Genomic DNA, 19590 nt, shown 5'->3' on the forward strand with positions numbered 1-19590 from the left:
CCGCGCGATGCACGTCGACCCTCAGCCGCCGATGTAACTCATCTCGACGCGCTGGCGCGATGCGCGCAGCTCGGGAGTGAGGCTCGATCGGATCTCGGAGTACCGATCGTCCCGAGCGCCCCAGATCGACGCCATCGCCGCGGCGAGCTGCTCGTCGTCAGCACCACCGCGCAGCAGTGCGCGAAGATCGTGCCCCTCTGACGCGAAGAGGCAGGTGAAGAGCTTGCCCTCCGTGGAGATGCGTGCCCGGTTGCAGGTGCCGCAGAAGGTGTTGGTCACCGACGAGATCACTCCGATCTCGCCGGATCCATCCGCGTAACGCCAGCGCTGGGCGGTCTCGCCCTGGGTCACGGCATCCATCGGCTCGAGCGGATGCTGGGCGCTTATGCGCTCGATGATCTCTGCCGACGGCACCACCTCGTCGAGCGACCACCCGTTCGACGTGCCGACATCCATGTACTCGATGAATCGCAACGTGTACGGGGTGCTCTTGAAATGAGCCGCCATCGCTTCGATCTCGCCGTCGTTGAGTCCGCGCTTGACGACCATGTTCAACTTGATCGGGCCGAGCCCGACCGCGTGCGCGGCGTCGAGCCCGTCCAGCACGCGGGAGACGGGGAAGCGCACGTCGTTCATCCGCTGGAAGAGGTCATCGTCCAGCGAGTCGATCGACACGGTGAGTCGGCCGAGCCCGGCATCCTTCAGCGACTGTGCCTTCAATGTCAGCGCGGAGCCGTTCGTGGTGAGAGCGATCTCGAGCTTCTCGCCCTCCGGCGTGCGAAGCGCCGCCAGGCGCGCGATGAGATCCTCGATGCCGCGGCGCAGCAGTGGCTCGCCCCCGGTCAAACGCAGTTTGCGCACGCCGTGAGCGGCCGCGACACGGGCGATCCGCTCGATCTCCTCGAAGCTGAGCAGTTCATCACGATCAAGGAATGCATAGTCGCGGCCGAATACCGTTCGCGGCATGCAGTAGACGCAGCGGAAGTTGCACCTGTCTGTGACCGAGATCCGCAGGTCGCGCATGGGGCGTGCGAATCGGTCGGTCAGGCCACCCGTGGCGGGCAGGCGCGACGCCCCTGTCGCCCGCCCTGGTGCGGGAATCGGAATGATCGACATCGCCCGTCCCTTTCGTGTGGCAACGGTAGCACCGCTCAGGGCGATCGGCGCACCGATACGTCGTGCTCGAGGATCGAGAACACCAGCACTGCATCCGGGCGTACGCCTGCTTCGACGGCCGTCATGGAAGAGCACTCGACGGCGATCTCCGGATGCTCGGCGGTGAACAGGCGCACTCCACCAGGGGTCGCCTCCAGGTGCGCCACCGTGCCGGTCCAGGTGTTGGGCACAGCGTCGCTGCCCGGCGCCTCGGAAGCAGCGTGGATCCGAACGGCACTGGGAGAGAACACCGCTGTGCCCGTCTGACCGGCTCCGAGCCGATCTCCACGACCGACCCAGCGGGTGAGCGGCCCGACCGTGGACGCGCCGTTGCCGGTCGCCTGCAGCGCGCCGTCGGGACCAGCGTGTCCGGACACGAGATTCACTCCGGCGATGGCCGCGACGAACGGCGAGTTCGGGTGGCCGAGCACCTCCCGTGTAGATCCCTGCTGCACGATGCGTCCCTCATGCAGCACCACGGTCCGCGACGCGAGCATGACTGCATCCATCGGATCATGGGTCACCAGCACCATCGGGACACTGATCCGGTCGCGCAGTTCGGACACCAGGCGCCGTGCCTGCGCCGAGGTCTGCACGTCGAGAGCGGCGAACGGCTCATCCAGCAGCAATGCATCCGGGGCCGCGGCCAATGCGCGAGCCAGCGCGACGCGCTGACGCTGCCCTCCGGACAACTGCGCAGGCCGTCTGTCGGCGAGATCGCTGAGGCCGACATCCGAGAGGTGTCTGCGGGCGATCTCGGCCGCCTGGTCGCGGTTCACGCGCTGCGCGCGTGGGCCGAACGCCACGTTGTCCAACGCGCTGAGATGCGGGAACAGCGTGGTGTGCTGGCCGAGCAGCCCGATCCGCCTGCGTTCGGGTGGCACTGACTGATCAAGCACACGCTCGCCGAGCGTGATCCGGCCCGTCACCTCGCTGTGGCGGCCGGCGTGATCGAGGTGACCGGCGATCGCGCCGAGCAGGGTGGACTTGCCTGAGCCGTTGGGGCCGAGGACGGCGAGCACCTCGCCCTGAGCGGCGGTGATCGCCGCCTCGAGAGTGAAGCTTCCGACGCGCGCGCGGATGTCGACGTCGAGCATCATCGGACCGCGTCCGCACGCCAGCCCCGCATCAGCAGGAGTACTCCGACTGCGACGATGATGAGCAGCAGCGACAGCGCGATCGCGGTGTCTTCCTGCACTCCTGCGCCGTTGAATGCCGTGTAGATCGCGAGCGGCATCGTCCGGGTGACACCGGGTGCGTTGCCGGCGAACAGAGCCGTCGCGCCGAACTCGCCCAGCGCACGGGCGAAGCACAGCACGGTACCGGCCACGAGTCCCGGCGCCACCAGAGGGAGGGTCACCCGTCGGAACACGGTGAATCTGCTCGCACCGAGAGACGCCGCCACGAGCTCGTGGCCGGTTCCCGCAGTGCGCAGAGCGCCCTCGGCGGAGATCACGAGGAACGGCAGCGCGACGAAGACCTGCGCGATGACGACGGCGGCCGTCGTGAACGGGATCTGGATCCCCGCGACGGCGAGTGCGTCGCCGAGGACACCGCTGCGTCCGAGCAGGGAGAGGAGCGCGATACCCCCGACGAGTGGGGGCAGCACGAGCGGAAGCGTCGTCAGGGTGCGCAGTATCGCGGCGAGCCACTGCGGGCTCCGCGCGATCACGAGTGCCAGCGGCACCCCGAGGATCACGCACAAGACTGTCGCGATCGACGCCGTCGAAAGCGACAGCGTGAGCGCCTGCATCGCGGCCGGAGACGTGATCGCGGCCGGTACTCCTGCCCAGTCGAGGCGCGCCAGCAGGGCGATGAACGGGAGGACGAGCACGAGGGCTCCGAGCCCCGCAGGCACCGCCAGCCAGGGCGGGATGCGCCTCAGAACCGATCCCGGCACCCTGACCAGGGGAGTCGTCGCCGATGTCACGCTCATGGGGCACCGAAGCCGAAGTCGCTCAGGACCGACTGCCCCTCATCCGAGAGCACGAAGTCGACGAACGCCTCCGCAGCCTCAGGATTGGCGGCATCGGCCAACGCCGAAAGTGGATACACGTTAGTCGCCTGATCAGCACCCTCGATGTCGACGGCCTCCACCGCCCCTCCGGCCGCGGCGATGTCGGTGCGGTAGACCAGGCCGGCGTCGGCCTCGCCGGACTTCACCTTCGCCAGCACCGCCGTCACGTTCTGCTCTTCGCTGGCCGCGGTCACCTCGGCGCCGGCGGCGTCGAGCAGTGCGTGCGCTGCTGCACCGCACGGCACCGCGGCTGCGCACATCACGACGATCAGGTCTTCGTCGACAAGAGACGCCAGTGAATCGACGTCTTCCGGGTTGTCCGGTGCGACGGCGATCTGCATGGTGTTCGTCGCGAATGCCTCAGCACCTGCGGCCAGACCGGCATCGGCCACCTTCGTCATGTTCCTCTCGTCCGCTGAGGCGAACACGTCGGCCGCGGCGCCTTCGAGCAGCTGGGTCGCCAGGACCGACGAGCCGTCGTAGCTGATCGGGAGGATGTCGACGTCGGGATGCTGCGCTTCGAACTGCGCCGAGAGTTCCTCGAATGCTCCGGACAGCGAAGCGGCGGCGAAGATCGTGAGCTCGCCGCTCGGGCCGTCTCCAGTCCGGCTCTCGTCTCCGCCATCGGGCGCGCCTGCGCACCCCACGAGGACGAGAACACCGACGAGTGCCGCGACCGCGGCCGGGCGTCGGTGCACGAGGCCGACCGTCATCGTGCGTCCCCGTCCGTTTCGAGAATGACCATGGTGGCCTTGACGACCGCGACGGCCTTGGAGCCGACGTCGAGCTTCAGCTCTCGTGCCGCCTCGGATGACATCAGTGACACGACACGGTTGGGGCCGCACTGCAGTTCGACCTGGGCCATCAGCCCGTCGATCTCGACCTTCGTCACCAGTCCCGTGAATCGGTTGCGTGCGCTGCGCTTGACGTCGCCGACGTCGGCGACCTCAGACGCCAGCACCTTGGCATGTGCGGCGAGCTGTGGGCCATCGACGACCTGTCGGCCCGAATCATCGAGAGAGACCGAGAGGATACCGTCGGCGCCCCATCTGCGGACAGTGTCGTCACTGACACCCAAGAGTGTGGCGGCTTCGCTGATCCGAAAATGAGTCATATTCACGAGGTTACTCCCGCATCTGCGGAGGCGCAATTCTCAATCTCGTATGGTGGAAAAGAGATTCCGAAAAAGATGGACGATCGCCCGTTTCGCTGTTAGTGTCATAACGCCCTGCGTGCCCGCAAAGACGGGCACGCAGGAAACCAGAAGCCAGCGGATCGACGAGGACCGCGCATCACACCCGTCGCACCCTCGTCGCATCAGCGTCCAACGCAAGGAAGCTCTCCCACATGGACACGATCGGTATCAACTCGTCCACTGCTCCGTCATCGGCAGGCAGCGTCCCCACTCCGGCCGAGTACCTGGCCCGCGCCGTGGACCTCGCGACAGAGAACGTCCGCAATGAGGGCGGGCCGTTCGGCGCCATCATCGTCTCGTCCGACGGGCGTGTGTTCGAAGGTGTCAACCGCGTCACCGCGAACCTCGACCCTTCGGCGCACGCCGAAGTCACCGCCATCCGCAACGCCTGTCAGGCTCTGGGCACCTTCGACCTGAGCGGCGCCGTGCTCTACACGAGCTGCGAGCCGTGCCCGATGTGTCTCGCCACCTCGCTGTGGGCACGGGTCGAGAAGGTCTACTTCGCAGCCGACCGCAACGACGCAGCCGACGCAGGCTTCGACGACGCCGTCTTCTACCGCTACTTCGAGGGAGGAGCGGAAGACAGAGCGATCATGCCGGTCGCACAGGAGCCTCTTCCGCCGGCACAGCGTGTCGCTGCCTTCACCGAATGGACCCAGACGGCCACTCGTACCGAATACTGACACCGTCTGCCGACCCGATCCACCGACTGGAGCCAACGATGTCTTCAACAACTTCCACACGCGACGACGAAGCGGAGTCGCTTCCCCCGGAACATCCGCCGCTCGCCACCGGCGCGACGACCACCGTCGACGCGAAGCCAAAGAACGCGCTCGATCGATTCTTCGAGATCACTCAACGCGGTTCGACGGTCGCTCGTGAGATCCGCGGCGGCGTCGTCACATTCGTGACGATGGCGTACATCGTCATCCTCAATCCGCTCATCCTCGGCGGTGTGGATGATGTCGCGGGCAACGCGCTGCAGAGCGCACAGATCGGCGCAGCGACCGGACTCACCGCCGGCGTCATGACGATCCTGTTCGGCGTCATCGCCCGTCTTCCGTTCGCGCTCGCCGCGGGGCTCGGCATCAACTCGTTCCTCGCGGTCGCCGTCGTCGGTCAGGTCACGTGGCCCGAGGCCATGGGGCTCGTCGTGATCAACGGCATCCTCATCGTGCTGTTCGGGGCCACCGGCATCCGCACCGCGATCTTCAACGCCGTTCCCCACGCGCTCAAGGCGGCGATCACGGTCGGAATCGGACTGTTCATCGCGTTCATCGGCTTCGTCGACTCGGGCTTCGTGAACCGCACTCCCGGCGGTCCTCCCGTGCAGCTCGGCGACGGCGGCTCGATCACCTCGGTACCGACGTTCATCTTCCTGATCGGGCTGATCCTCATCGGCGTGCTCGTCGCCCGCAAGGTGCCCGGCGGCATCCTGATCGGGATCGTGGCGTCGACGATCATCGCGATCGTGGCGCAGTCGTTCCTCAAGCTCGGCACGAGCGCAGAAGCTCCGGGCGGATGGCACATGACCATCCCCGAGCTGCCGACGTCGTTCGTGACGATCCCCGACTTCGGTCTGGTCGGGCAGTTCGACCTGTTCGGCTCGTTCGGGCGCATCGGCGCCCTCGCTGCGACGATGCTGGTCTTCACCCTCGTTTTCTCGAACTTCTTCGACGCCATGGGCACCATGACCGGCCTGGCCAAGAACTCGGGCCTGGCCTACAAAGACGGCACCTTCCCTCGTCTGCGCTCCGCCTTCGTCGTCGAGGGTCTGGGTGCTGTGGCCGGTGGTGCGACGTCGACATCGTCGAACACGGTGTTCGTCGACAGCGCGTCCGGCATCGGCGAGGGGGCGCGAACCGGTCTCTCGTCCGTCGTCGTGGGAGTGCTCTTCCTGCTGTCGATGTTCTTCACCCCGCTCACCCTCGTGGTGCCGATCGAGGTCGGCTCGGCGGCGTTGGTCGTCGTCGGCGCGATGATGATGGCCCAGGTCAAGGAGATCAAGTTCACGAAGTTCGCCGTCGCGCTGCCGGTGTTCTTGACGATCGTGACCATGCCGCTGACCTACTCGATCGCCAACGGGATCGGCGTCGGCTTCATCTCATGGACTCTCGTGAACGCGCTCTCCGGACGCGCCAGGAAGGTGCACTGGCTGATGTGGATCGTGGCAGCCGGGTTCACGCTCTACTTCGTACGCGGGCCGATCGAGACGCTTCTCGGCGGCTGAGACGCGTGGGCGATTCTCACGCTGGGAAGAAGAGTTTCGGGGCTCCGATGGCGCCGGAACCCCCGAAAGTCTTCTCCCGTCCCGCGAAGACGGTCGGACGAGGGGCGTTCCGGGGCAGCCTGGGCGGGGTGCCGGGTCAGCAGGCAGAGGCGGATGCCGGAGCAGCCGGCGGCGCGATGAACGCTTCAGCCGCGGCCGATGAACGGCATGCCCGCCGCAGTGACGGTGAGCTGCGGGACGCTGACTTCGAGCGGCGTGCGGGCGAGCTGAACCACGAGGTCGGCGACGTGTGCGGCATCCATCGTCGGCTCCGGTCGACGTGAACCGTCTGCCTGCAGCGCGCCGTCTGTGACGAGCCGGTCGATCAGCTCGGTGCGGGCGTTGCCGATGTCGAGCTGGGTCGCGGTGATCCGATGCGGACGCCCGTCGAGCTCGATGGATTTCGTCAGACCCGCGATCGCGTGCTTGGTGGTCGTGTATGCCACAGAGCGGGGGCGCGGGGTCTGCGCGGAGATCGACCCGTTGTTGATGATGCGTCCGCCCATCGGGGACTGAGCGCTCATCTGACGGAAGGCTGCACCGGCGCAGAGCACCGCACCGGTGAGGTTCACGGCGAGCGTCGACTCCCACTCGGCGGGGGCGAGGTCGCCGACGTCGGAGTTCGGACCGAAGACGCCGGCATTGTTCACCAGCACGTCCAGGCGACCGAAGCGCTCCACGTGACGGGTGAAGAGCCGCTCCACCTGCGCGCGGTCGGTGATGTCTGTCTCGACGACGAGGGCGGCGGTGTGCGGGACGCCGTCGATCACGGTCGTTTCCCGCAACGGCGCGCTGCGCCGCCCGGCATGGGTCACGCCGAAACCGGCAGCGAGCAGGGCGCGGGCGATGGCGCGACCGATACCGCTGCCGGCGCCGGTGACGATCGCAGAGGCGCCGGGGGAGTCGTTCATGAGGCGGCCTCGTTCACGGCATCCGGATCGTCCTGAACTGCGACCGGCGCAGCCTCATCGATGAGCTGCAGGATCCGAGCGGCGACGCTGACGGCGATGACCGCCGGATGCTTGCCGGTCACCTCCGGCACGCCGATCGGCGTGGTGACGCGGGCGAGATCCGCGTCGCTGTGCCCGAGCTCGGTGAGCTTCTTGCGGAAACGCGCCCACTTCGACGACGAGCCGATCAGGCCGATCGAGCGGATGCCGTCGGCACGAAGCGATTGGTCGACGACGGCGAGGTCCTCGACGTGGTCGTGCGTCATCACCAGCACGTGGGCGTCGGCCGGCAACGTCATGAGCGCGGCCTCTGGGACCGGTGAGTGGGTGATGTGGATTCTGGCGACGGCATCCGCGAAGACGCCATCGTGGCCAGGTGCACCGACGCGCTCGGGTGCGAGCATCTCGGGTCGCGAGTCGATCAGGTGCAGATCGACCTCGTGCCGCGAGAGGATGCGCGCGAGCTCCAACCCGACATGGCCCACACCGAAGATCGCGACGACGGGGACGACCCGCATCGGCTCGAGCATCATGGTGACCTCTCCTCCGCAGCATTGCACGCCGTACTCCGTCGTCGCCTTGTCGCTCAGCGTGAGCGTGAGCAGCTCGGGCTCAGCCGAACCGGACGCGAGCATCGCGCGGGCGCGATCGATCGCGGTCGCCTCGAGATTGCCGCCACCGATCGTGCCGAACACGTCGTCAGCGGAGACCACCATCTTCGCGCCGCCGTTGCGGGGCGCATGACCGCGCACGAGGGCCATGGTCACGACGACGGCAGGGACGCGCCGGGTGCGCAGATTCTGCAGAGCGTCGAGCCAGTCCACCGCGTGCCCCGATCAGCGGACGGCGGCGAGCTCGTGGGCTCCCGCGCGATTCGGCGTGGCGTGCGCGTCGGTGGCGGCCTGCTGCACCGCGCGCACCGCCCAGAACACGGCCTCCGGGGTCGCGGGCGACCCGAGCTGTACCATGTGGCCCTCGGGTCCGAACGCGCCGACGGCCTCGCGGATCGCCTCGCGCGCGCTGAACGCGAGCATGAACGGCGGCTCACCGACTGCCTTGGATCCGTAGACCGCACCGTCCTCGCGCGCATCCTCGAACAGCCGAACGTTGAACTCCGAGGGCATCTCAGAGAAGCTGGGCAGCTTGTACGTCGACGCCGACTGCGTCTGCAGGCGCCCGCGGTGCGGTCCGTCGCTGGTGTCCCAGCGCAGTTCCTCGAGCGTCAGCCAGCCGACGCCCTGCACATACGCGCCCTCGACCTGGCCGATGTCGAGCATCGGCGAGAGCGAGTCGCCCACGTCGTGCACGATGTCGACGCGGCGCACCGTGTACGCACCGGTGAACTCGTCCACCTCGACCTCGGTCGCCGCACACCCGTAGGCGAAGTACTTGAACGGCGAGCCCTGCATGATCTCGGGGTTCCAGTGCAGCCCTTCGGTGCGGTAGTACCCGGCGGCGAACAGCTGCACGCGCTGGAGGTAGGCGGCCTCGGCGACCTCGGCGAACGTGAGCCGCTGCTCGAGGTTGCCGAGTCCTGTCACGTAGCCGGCCTCGAAGCGCACATCGCGCTCGTCGACGTTCAGTATGCGCCCGGCGACCGCGGCCATCCGCTCCCTGATCTGCTCGCACGCGTTCTTCACCGCGCCACCGTTGAGGTCGGCGCCGGAGGACGCTGCAGTGGCCGAGGTATTGGGAACCTTGTCGGTGCGGGTCGGAGCCAGGCGCACCTGGTGCATCTCGAGGCCCAGCGCGGTCGCAGCGACCTGCAGCATCTTGGTGTGCAAGCCCTGGCCCATCTCGGTGCCGCCGTGATTGATCAGCACCGAGCCGTCCTTGTAGACGTGCACGAGCGCTCCGGCCTGGTTGAAGGCGGCGAAGTTGAACGAGATGCCGAACTTGATCGGCGTCATCGTGAGGGCGCGCTTGGCGTGGGCGCTGTCGGCATTGAACTTCAAGATCTCGTCGCGGCGTCCGTCGATGTCGGCCTCATCGCGCAGCTGATTCCAGATGGTGCCGAGGCGATCAGCATCCCTCACGAGCTGGCCGTACGGGGTCCTCTGACCAGTGCGGTAGAAGTTCTTCTCGCGCAGCGTGAGTGCGTCGATGCCGAGCGCGGGAGCGACCCGACCGAGGATGTCCTCGATGAGGAACACGCCCTGGGGCCCACCGAATCCGCGGAACGCCGTGTTCGACGTCTTGTTCGTCTTCACGATCCGCCCGAGGGCGTGCACGTTGGGGATCCAGTACCCGTTGTCGATGTGGCACAGCGCCCGGCCGAGCACGGGCTCGGAGAGGTCGAGGCTCCAGCCGCCGTCACAGGTGAGCACGGCATCCAGTCCCTGCAGAAGACCGTCGCTGTCGAAGCCGACTTTCCATGAGATGTGGAACGGATGCCGTTTGCCGGTCATCGTGATGTCCTGCGTGCGGTTCAGGCGCAACCGTACGGGCCTGCCGGTGAGCTTCGCGCCGAGAGCGGCGATCGCCGCGAACCCGTGCGACTGCATCTCCTTGCCGCCGAAGCCACCGCCCATGCGCAGCGACTGCACGGTGACCTGATTCGATGGCAGATCGAGTACGTGCGCGACGATCTCCTGCGTCTCGGACGGATGCTGCGTCGAGCACTGCACGAAGTACTGGCCCTCCGAGTCGATCGTCACGAACGACGCCTGCGTCTCGAGGTAGAAGTGCTCCTGGCCGCCGAACTCGCTCACTCCTTCGAAGACGTGCGCGGAGGATGCGAGGGCGGATGCCGCATCGCCGCGCTGCACCGTGCGAGCGATGCCCTGGAACGAGTCGGCGTCGACGGCATCCTGAATCGTGATCAGAGACGGAAGGGACTCGTACTCGACCTTGACGGCCGCGGCACCGAGACGGGCAGCCTCCTGCGTCTCGCCGAGCACCCACACAAGGGCGTGGCCGTAGAACATCGCCTCGTCGGGGAACAGGGGTTCGTCGTGCTTGATGCCCGCATCATTGACGCCGGGGACGTCGTCAGCGGTGAGCACACGGACGACGCCCGGTACCTCGTACGCACCGGAGACGTCGATGGTGACCTTGGCGTGCGCGTTCGTGGACTGCACCGGCCACGCCGTGAGCACGCCGGCGGTGTGCGCGGCGAGGTCGTCGGTATACATGGCGGCGCCCGTCACATGCAGGGCCGCGCTCTCATGCGGGGCGCGGATGCCGACGACGGGGTTCGCCGGACGGTCGGCGAGAGCACTCATGCCGACACCTCCTTCGACTCGAGGACGGTCGTGCTGTAGAGCTTGAGCAGCGCGGTGTTGAGCATGAGCGCGCGGTACTCCGAACTCGCTCGGTGATCGGACATCGGCGTGCCCTCACTGCCGAGGACTTCGGATGCTGCGCGGACAGTGGCGACATTCCACGGCTGCCCGATGAGGGCCTCCTCTGTCGCGCGAGCGCGCAACGGAGTGGCAGCGACGCCGCCGAGTCCGATTTTCGCCGCCGTGACGGAGCCGCCTTCGATGTCGAGGGCGAACGCGACGGCGACGCTGGAGATGTCGTCGAAACGCCGCTTCGCGATCTTCTGGAACGAGGTCACCTCCGCGAGTGGCCGGGGGATGCGCACGGCACGGATCAGCTCGTCCGCCCGCCTGACGGACTGGCGGTAGGCCGTGAAGTACTCGGCAAGATCGACCTCGCGCTCGCCGTCTGCGGATGCCAGCACCACGCGGGCGCCGAGGGCCAGCAGCGCGGGGGGAGTGTCGCCGATCGGCGAGCCCGTGCCGAGGTTGCCGCCGATGGTCCCGCGGTTGCGGATCAGACGGGAGGCGAACTGAGGGAACAGCTGTGCGAGCAGCGGCACTGTGCCGCCCAGGCGTGACTCGATCTCTGACAGCGGCAACGCGGCGCCGATCTCGATCTCGTCGTCGGTGACGACGAGCGCGCGCAGTTCCTCATGATGCTCGATCGCGACGACCAGCGGCGCGTGTGAGCCGCGGATGTTCACCTCGACGCCCCAGTCCGTTGACCCTGCGACGAGGAGAGCATCCGGTTCGTCGCGCAGCAGGCGAAGGGTCTCATCCAAGGATGCGGGGCGGACGAAGCGCGAGCCGTCGACCGTTGCGGCCGTGGCGACGGGGGCAGGTGCCGGGTCGGCGAGGCGCTGCTGCAGAGGGTCATCGCTCTCCGGTGAACCCAGCGCGTATGCGGCGTCGCGGATCGGGCGATAGCCCGTGCATCGGCAGAGATTCCCGCTGAGCGCGTGCAGGTCGAACCCGTTCGGGCCGTGCTCCGCGTCGTGCACAGGGCATTCCTCAGCGGCTGCGGTCTCGGTCACCGCTTCGCGACCATCGCGGTAGTACTCGCCGGCCATGCTGCAGACGAATCCGGGGGTGCAGTAGCCGCACTGCGAGCCGCCGGCTTCGGCGAGCTTCTCCTGCACCGGATGCAGCGCATCGGGGCGGCCGAGCCCTTCAGACGTGACGATCTCCTGGCCGTTGAGCGCATAGACCGGCACGAGGCAGGAGTTCACCGGCGTCCATGCCGTGCTGCCTTCGGGCGTCGGGGTGGCGAGCATGACGGCACAGGCGCCGCACTCTCCTTCGGCGCAGCCTTCTTTCGCGCCGGAGAGGCCGGCACCGCGCAGCCAATCCAGGGCGGTGGTGTGTGCAGGAGCTCCTGCGAGGGGGCGCCTGTTCCCGTTGACGTTGACGGCGATGTCATCCATAGGTAGATCTCCTCAGATCCGGCGGTGCTGCGGGAGCGGGCGCCGATCCGGATCCGATGATGCGAGTCTAAGCGCCCGACGATGCCGGGTGGGGGCCAAACAGATTGTCCTGTTTCCAGTATTCGGAAACACTATTCTGTTCCATGGAAAGAGTACGTCGAGCGGTGGGCGCGGTCAAGTGCGGTCCGAGCGTGTCCTGGAGAAGGCCCGGCTGCAAGGCAGAGGGGCTGTCGCGTTGATTCGGACAATGCTTGACTGTTCACCACCCCATAGAGGAGATGTCGTGAACGTCGAAGTTGTGGTCGATTCCAACCTGGTCGCGTTCTACGAGGACCTTCACGAGCACCCGGAGTTGGGCTTCCAGGAGAAGCGGACCTCCTCGGCTGTCGCCGAGAGATTGACGGCGCTCGGCTTCGAGGTCACGACGGGGGTCGGAAAGACCGGGGTGGTCGCGATACTCCGCAACGGAGACGGGTCAACGGCTCTTCTGCGCGCAGACATGGACGCACTGCCCGTCACGGAGGACACGGGCCTCCCTTATGCGAGCACTGCGACTGCGACGGATGAGAGCGGCAAGACCGTCGGCGTCGGCCACATGTGCGGTCACGATATGCACACCACGTGCCTGATCGGGGCTGCGAGTGCACTCGCCGGAGACCGCTCCAGCTGGTCCGGGACGCTGATGCTCGTGTTCCAACCGGCAGAGGAGCTCGGTGCCGGTGCACAGGCGATGGTCGACGACGGACTGTTCACGCGATTCCCCACCCCCGATGTCATCCTCGGACAGCACGTCGCCCCGCTTCCGGCAGGGAAGATCGCCGCCCACGCGGGCGCTGCCTACGCGGGTTCTGATTCACTACGGGTCCAGTTGGTCGGTAAGGGAGCTCATGGCTCCATGCCTCAGAATTCCGTCGACCCGATCGTCATGGCCTCGGCGACCGTTCTGCGGCTGCAGACCATCATCTCGCGGGAGCTGGCCAGCACAGATCTCGCCGTGCTCACCGTGGGTTCTTTCCACTCCGGAGATGCGGCCAACGTGATCCCCAACAGCGCGGAACTGCAGCTGAACATCCGCAGCTACGATCCCGCCGTTCGTCAGCACATCCTTGATTCGGTCGCGCGGATCGCTCGTGGCGAAGCGGAGACGGCAGGATCGCACGAAGTCCCGACGATCACGCAGATCGAGCGCTTCCCCGTGGTGATGAATGATGCGGCCGCTCTCGGGAAGACACTCGACGCATTCCGCGATTGGCTCGGCTCCGACAACATCATCGACCCGGGTGCCGGAGCCGGGAGCGAAGACGTCGGGGTCTTGGCCTCCAGCTCGGGTGCGCCACTGTCGTTCTGGCTGCTCGGCGGGGCGGATCCCTCGTTGTTCACGACGGGCACCATGGACGATCCGGCGATGCGCACGATCCCCAGCAATCATTCGCCGCACTATGCGCCCGCAATCGAGCCGACACTCACCCTCGGGGTGACCGCGCTCGTGGTCGCAGCGCGAAGGTGGCTCCCGGCGGCGCAGGAAAAGACAGGCGCCGACGGCAGCGAATAGGCAGGTCTCTCGTTGACGCTGACGCGACGCTGTGTCAGGTGGCGCTGGAGAGCGCGGAGATCTCGGCGACGACCTCGCGCAGCACAGGGATGGCGCGCTCGGCGAATCCCTCGTCGACACGGGCGATCGGTCCGGAGACGGAGACCGCAGTGAGGGTCGGCATGTTCGGCACTGCCATCGCGTAGCAGCGCACGCCGATCTCCTGTTCGCCGTCGTCGATCGCGTAGCCGCGCTCGCGGGTCACCGCGAGATCGGCCAGCAGTGCATCGATCGTCCCGAGCGAGCGTTCCGTGTCGCGCGGCATCCCGGTGCGGGAGATGATGTCGCGGACGCCGTCGTCGCTCAGCTGCGCGAGGATCGCCTTGCCGACGCCGGTGGAGTGCAGATAGGAGCGGCGACCCACCTCGGTGAACATGCGCATCGCGTGCGGAGACGGCGCCTGCGACACGTAGATCACGCGGTCGCCGTCGATCGTGGCGAGATTCGACGTCTCACCGAGTCGTTCGACGAGGTCCTTGAGCTGCGGCATCGCGATCCTGCCGAACTTGCGGTTCGCGGCCTCGCCGAGGCGCACCAGCCGCGGGCCGAGCGCGTAGCGCCTGTTCGCGAGCTGGCGGGCGTACCCGAGGGAGACGAGCGTGCGCAACAGTCGATGGATGGTGGGCAGCGGCAGTTCGGCGGACGCGGACAACTCGCTGAGGGTGACATCTCCGCCGGCATCGGCGATGAGTTCGAGCAGGTCGAAGACTCGGGTGACGGACTTCACTCCGTCTGACGCTGCTGCGGGCATTGCTCAACCTCTCGACTTCGCTCTCGTGTCCACTCAGTGGACCAGAGCACTTATCCACATGGTGGAAAGGACTTCCCGATCAGGCTATCTCATCGACGAATCCGGGTGAGTCTTGAGAATTCCGTATTGTGGAGGTTATTATCCACATGACAGAAGGGGTCACATGACCATTCAGATCACACGTGAGCCCCGCATCGCCGCGGCGGGCGACATCCTCACCGCAGAGGCACTTGGTTTCATCGAAGACTTGCATCGTGAGTTCAACACCAGGAGGCGTGAACTGCTCCTTGCACGCCAACTGCGCCGTGAGCAGGTGGCCCGCACCGGACGGCTGGATTTCCTTGCGGAGACCGCCGAAATCCGCGAGGCGGACTGGCAGGTCGCGCCGGCACCCCCAGCCCTCCACGACCGTCGGGTCGAGATCACCGGACCCGCCGCCCCCGCGAAGATGGCGATCAACGCCCTGAACTCGGAGGCGCGCGTCTGGCTCGCCGACCTCGAGGATGCCTCGAGCCCGACGTGGGAGAACGTGGTCGAGGGGATCAGGAACCTTCGCGACGGCGCTCGTGGCACGCTCGCGTACACATCGCCCGCAGGCAAGCCGTATGCCCTGCGCACCGACGTGCACCGACCCACCGTCGTCGCGCGACCCAGGGGGTGGCACCTCCCCGAGAGCCACGTGCTGATCGACGGGGCACGCGCGAGTGCGTCGCTCGTCGACTTCGGCCTGCACTTCTTCCACACGGCCCGCCAGCTCATCGCCAACGGGCACGGCCCGTACTACTACCTGCCGAAACTCGAGAGCCACCGCGAAGCGCGACTGTGGAACGATGTGTTCGTGCACGCTCAGGATGCTCTCGGCATCCCTCAGGGGACGATCCGCGCCACGGTGCTGATCGAGACGATCCCTGCCGCCTTCGAGATGGACGAGATCCTCTACGAGCTTCGCGATCACGCCTCGGGCCTCAACGCCGGTCGTTGGGACTACCTGTTCAGTCTCATCAAGGTGTTCCGCGACCAGGGGGAGGCATTCACGCTCCCAGACCGTGCAGACGTCGCCATGACCGCCCCGTTCATGCGTGCCTACACGGAGCTGCTCGTGAAGACCTGCCACCGGCGCGGAGCCGTGGCGATGGGCGGCATGGCCGCGTTCGTGCCCAACCGCAACGATGTCGAGGCGACCAAGGCCGCGTTCGACAAGGTGCGCGCCGACAAGACGCGTGAGGCCGGCGACGGCTTCGACGGATCATGGGTCGCTCATCCCGACCTCGTCCCGATCTGCCGTGAGGTCTTCGACGCCGTGCTCGGCGAGCGCCCGAATCAGCTCGATCGTCAGCGCCCGGAGGTGTCGGTCACGGCAGACCGACTGCTGGATGTGGCGTCAGCATCCGGAAGCGCGACCGAGACCGGCCTGCGCACGAACCTCGCCGTGGCCGTCACCTACACCGCCGTGTGGCTGTCCGGAAACGGCGCCGTCGCGATCAACAATCTGATGGAGGATGCCGCGACCGCCGAGATCTCGCGCTCGCAGATCTGGCAGCAGCTGCGCAATGGCACGAGGCTCGCCGACACCGACGAACAGGTCACTGCCGATCTCGTGCAACGGCTGCTCTCCGACGAGTTGGCGAGGCTGGCCACCGGTGTCAGCGACGAGGATTTCGAGCAGTTCTACCAGCCTGCAGCGCGGCTGATCTCGCAGATCTGCCTCGACGACGAGTACGTCGACTTCCTGACTCTTCCCGCATATGAGTTGCTCACTGCCGCCGGTTCTTCGAAGGTGGACGCATGAGCACCGGCCTCAGCGACGCAGATCTGACGAACATCGATCGGCACCTCGCCGAGACCGACGAGCTTCTCGACACGGTCTACCCGGGCGACAGTGGTTCACGTCAGCCTGTTCACACCGTCTACGTCCCGGCCGATCGGTTCACGCCGGATCTGGCCTCGCGGTGGGGAGCGCAGGCGCTCGCCGCGGTGGAGGCCGGCGGCGGGATGGAGAGCCTCGCAGAGCAGGTGGGAATCGAGCCAGCGCTCAGCGGAGCGGTGGCAGAACGTGTGGCGCACAAGCTCGCCACCGAGCCCATAGAGGATCTTCGACTGGACTTCGAAGACGGCTACGGCGATCGCGGCGACGTCGAAGACACTGATGTCACGGATGCGGCTTCGAAGGTGTCGGAGGCCGTGGCATCCGGGTCTGCTCCGCCCCTCATCGGCATCCGCTTCAAATGCTTCGAGAAGCCGACGCGTGCCCGCGGCCTCCGTACCCTCGATCTGTTCATCGGCGGACTGCTCGACGGCGGCGCTCTGCCGGACGGCCTGGTGCTGACGCTGCCGAAAGTGACGACGACTGCGCAGGTCGAGGCGATGGTCATCGCGGTGGAGGCGCTCGAGCGCGCACATGGACTTGATGCCGGCCGCATCCGCTTCGAAGTGCAGGTCGAGACGCCGCAGCTCGTACTCGGCGCCGACGGCCGCTCGCCGCTGGCGCAGCTGCCTGTGGTGGCGCCGGGGCGCATCTCGGGGCTGCACTACGGCACTTACGACTACAGTGCCTCGCTGGGCATCGCGGCCGGATATCAGTCGATGGAGCATCCGGCCGCCGATCTCGCGAAGCAGGTCATGCAGCTCGCTGTCGCCGGCACGGGCATCCGTCTCTCGGACGGCTCCACCAACATTCTGCCGGTGGGCGAGCGCGCGGGCGAGGCGTGGTCACTGCACGCGCGACTTGTGCGGCGTTCACTCGAGCGCGGCTTCTATCAGGGCTGGGACCTGCACCCGAATCAGCTGGCCACGCGGTATCTGGCGACCTACGCCTTCTACCGGGACGGTCACCCCACGGCGGCATCGCGACTGCGGGCGTACCTCGCGCAGAAGGAGGGTGCAGTCATGGATGAGCCGGCGACGGCACGAGCGCTCGCCTGGTTCGTGCTTCGCGGGGTGCAGTGCGGGGCGATCGACGCGGCCGAGGTGCTCACAGACATCGGCATCAGCGTCGACACGCTCGCCGCGCTCGCCCACCCGAGGCCCGCCAGCGCCTGACGCAGACACACCACATCAGAGGAGAATCATGGGCTATTACACGCCGGCCGGCGGGCTGCCGGATCAGAGCACGCTGCTCACGGATCGCGCCATCGTGAAAGAGGCGTACACCGTCATTCCCAAGGGGGTGTTCCGCGACATCGTCACGAGCAACCTCCCGGGGTTCACGAACACGCGCTCCTGGATCATCGCCCGCCCCATCGCCGGCTTCGCGACGACGTTCTCGCAGCTCATCGTCGAGATCCAGCCTGGCGGGGGAGCGGAGAAGCCGGAGCCGGAGGCGGGCGTCGAGGGCGTCGTCTTCGTCACTGCCGGCGAGCTGACGCTGACCATCGCCGGAGAAGCACAGGTTCTCGCCGAGGGCGGCTATGCCTTCCTGGCGCCGGGCGAAACGTGGTCGCTGTGGAACGAGGGAGCAGGCACGACGTCGTGCCACTGGATCCGCAAGGCGTACGAACGCGCGGAAGGCATCGCGCTGCCGAAGTCCTTCGTCACGCGCGACCAGGATGTCGAGCCGCGAGAGATGCCGGACACGGATGGTGCCTGGGCGACCACGCGCTTCGCCGACCCCGACGACCTCTCGCACGACATGCACGTGAACATCGTGACCTTCCAGCCGGGCGGGTCGATCCCGTTCGCCGAGACGCACGTCATGGAGCACGGGCTCTTCGTGCTCGAGGGCAAGGCCGTCTACCGGCTCAACGATGACTGGGTCGAGGTCGAGGCCGGTGACTTCATGTGGCTGCGCGCCTTCTGCCCGCAGGCCTGTTACGCGGGCGGACCCGGGCCGTTCCGCTACCTGCTCTACAAGGACGTCAACCGTCAGGTGATGCTGACCCGCGGCGCTGATCCGCGTCCTTGGGGCTGAGGCGCGCTCGCGCCGGGCCGCGCGCCCCGCACGCCCCGTCGCCCCGCGCGCCGCGCGCGCCCCGCGCGTCACGCCCCGCCCGTCGCGTCACGTCACGGTCAAAGAACAGTTTCGGGGGTTTGCATGGCCGGAAACCCCCGAAACTGTTCTTCCGTGCGGCAGACGGGCGACAAGGTCACCGGCGGCGCGCGGATATCGTGCGTCGGATGGCGGCGACCAGGAGCTCCGGCTCATCGAGGTCGGCCTGGGTCAGGCGGATGACGATCCACCCCTCGCCTTCGAGGTGTCGCTGGCGCTGGATGTCCCTGCGCCACTGCTCCTTGTCCGTGCGATGGCCGTCGCCCTCGTATTCGAACGCGACCTTCTGCTCGGGATAGGCGAGGTCGGTGCGTCCGAGCATTCGCCCCTCAGCCCATACCTCGTACTGCACGACGGGCTCGGGCAGACCACCATCGACGAGCAGCAGACGAGTTTCGGTCTCCTTCGGTGACTCCACTCGCTCGCGGGCGCGCGACAGAGCGGCGCGGATCGTTCGGCATCCGGGGAACTTCCCCCATTCACTGAGCCGGCGGGTGATCTCATCTCGCGTGCTCAACGGTCTTCCTGGCCCGAGGGCGGGGTAGTTGGATGCTGTCGTCAGCAGGGCATCGAGTATGACGACCGCCTGGGCGACGGTGAGTTCTGCGGCGCACATGAACAGTGCTGCGACCGGATCGACAACGGGGTGGCCCTTCAGAGTGAACGTCGAGGCGCGGTCCTCACGAAGACGGCGTCCACGTATTCCCCGAATCTTCGGCGCGGCTGCCGATGACGAAACGACCACCTCGAGCGGCTCTTCGGGAGTCCACTCCGAGGGGAGGGGGAGCCCCCAGTCCCGCGCCGCCGTCACTCCGCCGAACCGTTGGCCCGGTTTCAGGCGAGGGACGTAGCAGTCCATGAACTCGCGGAACGTCTTCGGCTGATCGATCGAACGCACGCCGCGGAACGGGCGGTGCAGCCCGGGGGTGCGAAGCCGGTCACGGCTGATGCCTGCGGCCTCTGCGCTCGCCACGGAGAACGCATCGC

General features: G+C 67.2%; 17 protein-coding genes. 6 read left to right on the top strand and 11 right to left on the bottom strand.

All coding sequences use genetic code 11. From position 1 onward, the window contains the following. Window positions 1-21 precede the first annotated feature (21 nt). The 5 genes from moaA to ACP7AR_RS13830 are packed head-to-tail and all read right to left on the bottom strand — an operon-like array spanning window position 22 to window position 4286. On the bottom strand, window positions 22-1116 hold the full coding sequence (moaA, locus tag ACP7AR_RS13810) for a GTP 3',8-cyclase MoaA (protein ID WP_426186861.1): 1095 nt from the start codon (window positions 1114-1116) through the stop codon (window positions 22-24). Between the two features lie 35 nt (window positions 1117-1151). After that, window positions 1152-2255, bottom strand: a complete 1104-nt coding sequence (locus tag ACP7AR_RS13815) for a sulfate/molybdate ABC transporter ATP-binding protein (protein ID WP_426186864.1) — start codon at window positions 2253-2255, stop codon at window positions 1152-1154. Next, window positions 2252-3091, bottom strand: a complete 840-nt coding sequence (locus tag ACP7AR_RS13820; protein ID WP_426186867.1) for an ABC transporter permease — start codon at window positions 3089-3091, stop codon at window positions 2252-2254. The genes ACP7AR_RS13815 and ACP7AR_RS13820 overlap by 4 nt, the downstream gene beginning before the upstream one ends. Further along, on the bottom strand, window positions 3088-3885 hold the full coding sequence (modA, locus tag ACP7AR_RS13825; protein WP_426186870.1) for a molybdate ABC transporter substrate-binding protein: 798 nt from the start codon (window positions 3883-3885) through the stop codon (window positions 3088-3090). Before modA ends, ACP7AR_RS13820 begins: the two co-directional genes overlap by 4 nt. Then, the gene (locus ACP7AR_RS13830) at window positions 3882-4286 is read right to left on the bottom strand and encodes a TOBE domain-containing protein (RefSeq protein WP_426186873.1); all 405 of its coding nucleotides are present in this window, start codon (window positions 4284-4286) and stop codon (window positions 3882-3884) included. Before ACP7AR_RS13830 ends, modA begins: the two co-directional genes overlap by 4 nt. Window positions 4287-4519: 233 nt before the next feature. Here ACP7AR_RS13830 and ACP7AR_RS13835 point away from each other — a divergent pair, with 233 nt between their 5' ends. Both ACP7AR_RS13835 and ACP7AR_RS13840 read left to right on the top strand, forming a co-directional pair. Beyond that, window positions 4520-5050, top strand: coding sequence for a nucleoside deaminase (locus tag ACP7AR_RS13835; protein ID WP_426186876.1), 531 nt, complete (start codon window positions 4520-4522; stop codon window positions 5048-5050). 38 nt (window positions 5051-5088) lie between these two features. Then, entirely contained in the window at window positions 5089-6597 is a 1509-nt protein-coding gene (locus tag ACP7AR_RS13840; protein WP_426186879.1) for an NCS2 family permease, read from the top strand. Between the two features lie 185 nt (window positions 6598-6782). Here the strand turns inward: ACP7AR_RS13840 and ACP7AR_RS13845 are convergent, their stop codons facing one another. Genes ACP7AR_RS13845 through ACP7AR_RS13860 form a run of 4 tightly spaced genes read right to left on the bottom strand, consistent with a single transcriptional unit; the run spans window position 6783 to window position 12276 of the window. Then, a complete protein-coding gene (locus ACP7AR_RS13845) occupies window positions 6783-7547 on the bottom strand; it encodes an SDR family oxidoreductase (RefSeq protein ID WP_426186882.1) in 765 nt (254 codons plus the stop codon). After that, window positions 7544-8410, bottom strand: coding sequence for a xanthine dehydrogenase accessory protein XdhC (gene xdhC, locus ACP7AR_RS13850; RefSeq protein WP_426186885.1), 867 nt, complete (start codon window positions 8408-8410; stop codon window positions 7544-7546). Before xdhC ends, ACP7AR_RS13845 begins: the two co-directional genes overlap by 4 nt. 12 nt (window positions 8411-8422) lie before the next feature. Continuing rightward, window positions 8423-10810 carry a xanthine dehydrogenase molybdopterin binding subunit gene (xdhB, locus tag ACP7AR_RS13855; protein WP_426186888.1) on the bottom strand — a complete coding sequence of 796 codons (2388 nt, stop codon included), beginning with the start codon at window positions 10808-10810 and terminating at the stop codon, window positions 8423-8425. Further along, window positions 10807-12276, bottom strand: coding sequence for a xanthine dehydrogenase small subunit (locus tag ACP7AR_RS13860; protein WP_426186891.1), 1470 nt, complete (start codon window positions 12274-12276; stop codon window positions 10807-10809). Before ACP7AR_RS13860 ends, xdhB begins: the two co-directional genes overlap by 4 nt. Before the next feature lie 283 nt (window positions 12277-12559). Between ACP7AR_RS13860 and ACP7AR_RS13865 the strand changes: the two genes are divergently transcribed. Further along, window positions 12560-13828, top strand: a complete 1269-nt coding sequence (locus tag ACP7AR_RS13865) for an amidohydrolase (protein WP_426186894.1) — start codon at window positions 12560-12562, stop codon at window positions 13826-13828. Window positions 13829-13862: 34 nt separating this feature from the next. Here ACP7AR_RS13865 and ACP7AR_RS13870 read toward each other — a convergent pair whose 3' ends face one another. After that, the gene (locus ACP7AR_RS13870; RefSeq protein ID WP_426186897.1) at window positions 13863-14618 is read right to left on the bottom strand and encodes an IclR family transcriptional regulator; all 756 of its coding nucleotides are present in this window, start codon (window positions 14616-14618) and stop codon (window positions 13863-13865) included. 163 nt (window positions 14619-14781) lie between these two features. Here ACP7AR_RS13870 and aceB point away from each other — a divergent pair, with 163 nt between their 5' ends. From aceB to ACP7AR_RS13885, 3 genes are read left to right on the top strand one after another with little or no spacing between them, the layout of a single operon-like run. Then, window positions 14782-16407 (top strand): malate synthase A, encoded by a 1626-nt coding sequence (aceB, locus tag ACP7AR_RS13875; protein ID WP_426186900.1) that lies wholly within the window; start codon window positions 14782-14784, stop codon window positions 16405-16407. Continuing rightward, the gene (locus ACP7AR_RS13880; RefSeq protein WP_426186903.1) at window positions 16404-17657 is read left to right on the top strand and encodes a DUF6986 family protein; all 1254 of its coding nucleotides are present in this window, start codon (window positions 16404-16406) and stop codon (window positions 17655-17657) included. The genes aceB and ACP7AR_RS13880 overlap by 4 nt, the downstream gene beginning before the upstream one ends. A 28-nt stretch (window positions 17658-17685) precedes the next feature. After that, window positions 17686-18525 (top strand): bifunctional allantoicase/(S)-ureidoglycine aminohydrolase, encoded by an 840-nt coding sequence (locus ACP7AR_RS13885; protein WP_426186906.1) that lies wholly within the window; start codon window positions 17686-17688, stop codon window positions 18523-18525. Between the two features lie 175 nt (window positions 18526-18700). On the opposite strand, the gene ACP7AR_RS13890 is transcribed toward ACP7AR_RS13885, so the two are convergent. Next, complete coding sequence (locus tag ACP7AR_RS13890) at window positions 18701-19576, bottom strand: endonuclease domain-containing protein (protein ID WP_426186909.1); 876 nt, start codon at window positions 19574-19576, stop codon at window positions 18701-18703. Window positions 19577-19590: the final 14 nt, after the last annotated feature.

It is taken from the genome of Microbacterium sp. TWP3-1-2b2, from assembly GCF_049896145.1.
In the GTDB taxonomy this organism is placed as follows: domain Bacteria; phylum Actinomycetota; class Actinomycetes; order Actinomycetales; family Microbacteriaceae; genus Microbacterium.